Source organism: Pantoea sp. RIT-PI-b (assembly GCF_001187905.1).
Taxonomy (GTDB): Bacteria; Pseudomonadota; Gammaproteobacteria; order Enterobacterales; family Enterobacteriaceae; genus Pantoea; species Pantoea nemavictus.
In genome coordinates, this window is the sequence record NZ_LGIS01000010.1 from 1 (window position 1) to 349 (window position 349).

Annotated in this window: 1 protein-coding gene; it reads left to right on the forward strand. The window is 62.5% G+C overall.

The genetic code is table 11. From position 1 onward, the window contains the following. A partial coding sequence (locus AC790_RS25100) for a hypothetical protein (RefSeq protein WP_235440720.1) occupies positions 1–292 on the forward strand: 292 nt, incomplete at its 5' end. Between the last annotated feature and the right edge of the window lie 57 nt (positions 293–349).

Consider the following 349-nt stretch of genomic DNA (forward strand, 5'->3'; position numbering starts at 1 on the left):
CTCCGGCCTGACGGACCGCGCGGATTCGCCATCCCTGGCTCATGCCGCGCTTTCGCCGACGTCCTGTCGGCTCATCCTGGCCGTCACTCTGCGCTCGGCGCTGCGGATAGCGCCCAACACCATCGCCTGTCATTACCGTATCTGGTTTGAAATTTTGCAGGCTGAAGATTTTGGGTTACCTGGTCGCCATGAATGGCGACCCTACAGGCGTTACAGCGATGATGATTCAGGAATAGGCATTGATGCTGCAGCGCGGGTGTTGAGGCGACATCCCAGCCCGCTGAGCGAGTGAGGGATTCCAGGGCGAGCCGCAGGGATGCGGCGAGAGGCGGCGCTGAGCGGGTTCCCC